The sequence below is a fragment of the Mesorhizobium sanjuanii genome, assembly GCF_002529485.1.
GTDB lineage: Bacteria > Pseudomonadota > Alphaproteobacteria > Rhizobiales > Rhizobiaceae > Mesorhizobium > Mesorhizobium sanjuanii.
This window is the reverse complement of sequence record NZ_NWQG01000029.1, coordinates 1-4,513: the sequence shown is the minus strand read 5'-3', so window position 1 is coordinate 4,513 and position 4,513 is coordinate 1. Positions and strand designations below refer to the sequence as shown.

3 protein-coding genes and 1 pseudogene are annotated in these 4,513 nt (G+C 61.4%); 1 reads left to right on the top strand and 3 read right to left on the bottom strand.

The genetic code is table 11. The features are described from left to right. Positions 1-158: 158 nt before the first annotated feature. Positions 159-374, bottom strand: a complete 216-nt coding sequence (locus tag CN311_RS32175; RefSeq protein ID WP_133117143.1) for a hypothetical protein — start codon at positions 372-374, stop codon at positions 159-161. A 984-nt stretch (positions 375-1,358) separates the two neighbouring features. Between CN311_RS32175 and virG the strand changes: the two genes are divergently transcribed. Continuing rightward, positions 1,359-2,084 (top strand): two-component system response regulator VirG, encoded by a 726-nt coding sequence (virG, locus tag CN311_RS05910; protein ID WP_027033428.1) that lies wholly within the window; start codon positions 1,359-1,361, stop codon positions 2,082-2,084. On the opposite strand, the pseudogene CN311_RS05905 reads toward virG, so the two are convergent. Next, positions 2,060-2,627 (bottom strand): annotated as a pseudogene (locus tag CN311_RS05905) (IS66 family transposase); the annotation flags it as partial. The gene virG and the pseudogene CN311_RS05905 overlap by 25 nt on opposite strands. A 121-nt stretch (positions 2,628-2,748) precedes the next feature. Continuing rightward, positions 2,749-4,513 (bottom strand): Ulp1 family isopeptidase (locus CN311_RS05900; RefSeq protein ID WP_245440740.1); only part of this gene is annotated, 1,765 nt, incomplete at its 5' end.

Below are 4,513 nucleotides of genomic sequence, written 5' to 3'. Positions count from 1 at the left end.
TGACATGGATGTCAACAGGGCGATGGCCAGCGGCCAAGCTGCAATAAACATTCCTATCCCCTACCTTTCCAAGCGTCCGGACCGGTTCTGGCCCTGTCCGGCACGCGCTTATCGGGCAGGTTTGTTACTGCGTGATGTTCAAGTTCAGCTTTTCGGTTTCAACTGAAGCAAAGAGCTTGTTCATGTCCGGGTGCATGGGCACCTTGCGCATGCGCGGGTTGCGCGGGCGCGATCAGCCGGCACATCTCGACCATCGTGGTGGACCATTCCTGCGCGGGATTGCCCGCCCCGGCCGTCCGTTGCTCCTGCAGCGTCAACTGCGACTTGGCATGGGCGGTGATGGAATCTTGTGTCAGCGCCTGGCCGAAGGACAAAATGGGGAGCTTGGCGGGTTCATCTCAGGCTGCGGAAGCTTGGGTCGATCGAACGCGAGAACCGACTAGGGCGCCGAGCTGCCCAATGTTGCGGCATGCTGCCGTTGTTGCAAGAGACAGCCATGCGCCCTGCATACTCAGGCATTGGTTGAAACCGCGAGTTCGTCCGCGAAGCTCGTCGGAGGCGCAAAATACGCGGGGACGAGGGTCAACTGGGAAGACGTGGCGGCGCAGCCGGCCTGGTGCGAGACCTGGTTCAGCTGTTCGGCCGCGCCGCGAACTGGTGGGTCACGCACAGTCCCATCGGCAGAAACCGCAGGCGGATTGACGCAGTCCGACAGCGCTCTCGACAAGTACAGTGACAGGCTCAAAAGGAAGGTATTGCATCAACTGAGAAATGTTAGCTCGCAAGGTAACCGTAACCGTAACCGGACCTGCCGATCGCCGGGAACAGGATTGGCGCCGCCGGCCACCTCCCAATGACCTGCCTTGGGCAGGAGACATACCGGTGGCACAAGGCCACTATAGCGAATCACGGCCGTTCTTCGGCCAACCGCCTCTGCGATCAGTCAACCGCCGCGGTGCTCCACCGCGTCGGAGCCGCACGCACGAGCGGGAGGATTTCGAGGTGATCCAGGTCCGCAAGCGCCAGAAACGCGAAGAAGATGCAAGGACATGGCAAGCGACCGGGCGTCCGTGCCGTCGTAATCAAGTGGTGTTGGCAGGCCTACACCAACGGCGGAGCTCGCGAATAAGCGAAGGACCACTCGGCAGGGTCATACCGGCGCTTGCAGCTGTGTGGTGGCCACCGGCTGCCTGGATGCGGTCAATTCGCTGTGGATGAAAAGACCAGGCCGAGCAACGGCCTCACATTGGCCGCACGCACCGGCGAGTGGTAGCAAGGGGCAGCTGTCCTGCGTCGGTGCCCCAAGGGTTGCTCGGCAACAGCTTTAGACAAGGGGATTCAAGATTGAAGGTGAGCCGTTGAAACATGTTCTTGTCATTGACGATGATGCCGCAATGCGACGCCTCATCTCCCAGTATCTCATGATGCATGCCTTGAAGGTGACCGCAGTCAACGATAGCAAGCAGTTTAACTACGTTCTATCGCATGAGCCAGTCGATCTCGTGGTTGTTGACCTCAACCTCGGCCGGGAGGATGGGCTTGCCATCGTCCGCAACCTCGCGACGAAATCGGATTTACCCATCATAGTGATCAGCGGCGACCGGCTTGATGAGGCGGAAAAAGTCGTTGCGCTGGAGCTCGGCGCAACCGATTTCATTCCCAAGCCTTTCGGGCTGCGCGAGTTCTTGGCCCGCATTCGAGTAGGGCTACGCCAGCGCATTTCCAGTCCGCGAACGAAAGATCATCGCTCATTTCGGTTCGGAGCCTGGAAGCTCAGCGTCAAGCAGCGGCGACTGATCTGTGCGGAGCGTGGCGAAGTCAAGCTTACCGCATGTGAGTTCAACCTGCTGATCGCGTTCCTGGAGAACCCCCGCAATGTCCTATCCAGAGAACGGCTTTTGCTCGCGAGCCGTGTGCGTGGAGAAGAGGTCTACGATCGAAGTATCGATGTCCTAATCTTGCGCTTGCGCCGAAAGCTGGAGGCTGATGCGGCCAATCCAAGGCTAGTCAAGACATGCCGTGGTGCAGGGTATTTCTTCAACGCTGACGTAGACGTTAGCTACGGAGGCACCTTGGCCGCGTGACAGGAGCTATTCTGGAGATTGGCTGATGAAGCGTGGCGGTGTTTTCTGGCGGCCCTTAGCTCGGCGCCTGGATGTCTGACCCAAGGCAGCATCTCGTCGATCTGGCTGGGATGGCTGTTGACGATCCTGGTGGTGAGGACGTCGGCGAGATAACCGAGTGACTCGACACCATCGAGCCTGCAGCTTTCGATCAACGACGCAATGACCGCCCAGTGTTCGGCACCGCCGTTCGAGCCGGCGAAGAGCGCGTTCTTGCGGACGGATTGAGCGCTCGACGGTGTTGTTGTCGATCTCGGTGCGACCGTCGTCAACGAAGCGCGAGAGGCCTTCGCAGCGTGAGAGCGTGTAGCGGATTGCCTTGGCGACCTTGGTCTTCTGACCGATCAGGCCGAGCTTTCACGCAGCCAAGGTTCAAGATGGCGACAATAGCGCGGCTATTTTCCCGACGCGTCGCACGGCGTTCATCGGCCGGTCGGCCGCGGATATCGTCCTCGATCTTATTGAGGTGGGCGATCGTCTCAGCGCCTCGCTGGCGATCGGCGAGTTCCAGGCCTACATCGCCTTCCAACAGTGCCAGTCTGATCAATTGCGGCGAGAGCTACCGGTCCGGAGATCGCATCAGCCTCTCCGTCGCCAAAAGAGCTGTTCTGCTTAGCCGTCGAGCTCAACGCCCAGCGTCGGAGCGCTCTCTGCTCCTGAAGGAAGCCATGAGGTCCGCTCGGGCTTGATCGGAGGCTTGGCCGATGGACGTTGTGTTTGCGTCGCTCGGCTGCCGCCCGATGGCGAGGCTTTGCGAATTGTCAGTCCTCTGCCTTTTCGCCGGTCTCAACGGCGCTGTGTAACGTTCAGTGTTGATGATGACGCCCCCGCTGTTCACGCGGTTGCTCCTGTGCAGTGTACTCGTCAGCTTGTCCTCGGCCTCGCGCGTCTGGCCCAAGTGCCGTTCCAACGGCGCTGGCGCGACCTGTCTGGCTTGCTGCTCTTGCAACGCGGCGTGTTGCACCTGCGACCCGGCTGCTGCCAAAGCTTCGGCGGGGCTTGCGGCAAGCTCGTGCGGCAAGCGGCCCTCTCTCAGTCGGTTTTGCAGCGCCTGCCGATCGGCGACGAGGTAGTTGAGGTGCAGCGGCAGCTGCTGGTCTGGCCGCTCTTCGTTCGCCAATCGACGAACCAGCTCGCGCGTGCCGTCCACCACGAAGACGCCGCAGTCAACAGCGTTTTTCTGCTGCGCCATGTCGGGTGTTACCAGGGTCGCGTCCAGTCTTGTAGCGAGCTTTCGTGCAGGCGCGTCGTTGTATCGCTGTTCATTTTGCTGGATGGAGTCGTAGTGATAGGCGACCGCTCTTTCCGGATCGCGGCGATCTACGAGGAGCAGCGACCAATGGGTGCCGCGGTCAATACCCACCCCATCGTTCACTGGCACGAACAGGAAGTCGGATGGGCCGGCGTTTCGATTATAAATCGACTGCAATGTGCCTCGCGCGTCTTGCTGCTCCATGTGGCGCAGCAGATGGGAGACCGACGGATCGACCAGCCGCGTCCGGGCGGCGAGCGCTGGATCGGCCTGCTGCAGCTGCTGCTCGAGGAATTCGTAATCCCTCTGGATATGTTCGTCGCCCAGCAGTTGGGTGGCCCCGAGCACCGCCCCCCGGGGGAGATTGGACGAGCCTGGCGGAAGGGCTTCGATGTGTGCATCGGAGGAGGTGGTCAGATCGACCAACGGAACCCCGAGATGGGTGTCTGAGAGCCTGGCGGTCGCTGGCAAGGCGGGTCCCGGAGCCCTTGCCGGTACTGCTGCCGCTCCAGCTTCCCTTATCGCTCCGCGATGGAGGAGCCAAACGTCGTTGCCCCCCTCCGGCCTCCGGGCGGTGTAGCCGTGACCATTAATATCGAAGTGCCATTCCGGCTTTTCCGCATCTGGCAAGAGGCCATGGCGGTCCAAGAAAGAGAGCATTGCGTCTGGGACGCGTTGAGTCCCATGGGAGAAGTCTTTGGGGACGGCGAACGAAACGTTTATGGAGTCCTCGATCGCAGCCGGGGGCGCCTCGGACCTTGCTGAGGGCGCGGCTCCCGCATGCAGGCTTCCAATGTGTTCGGACCCTGTCCCTTGAACCGGTACCCCTTGCAATGGCAATTCACCCAACTGCCGCATGGGGGGCTGCATCGGCACGCGGCCGCCTTCGCTCGGCGGCTGCTGAATGGCGATGCTTTGCGGATTATCAGTCCCCTGCCTCTCCGCCGGCCGCAACGGCGCCGTCGAATGTTCATTGTTGATGATGAACCGCTCGGGTGGCAGGAGGTTGCCCTGGTCAAGCGCATCCGGCCAGGGCCGGATCTGCTGTTGGCTGGCAGCCAAGACTGGCGGGGCGGCGGCCTCAACTCCGGCGTGCCCAGAGCCGGCCGCTGCCAAAGCGTCCGCCACGATCCTGTCT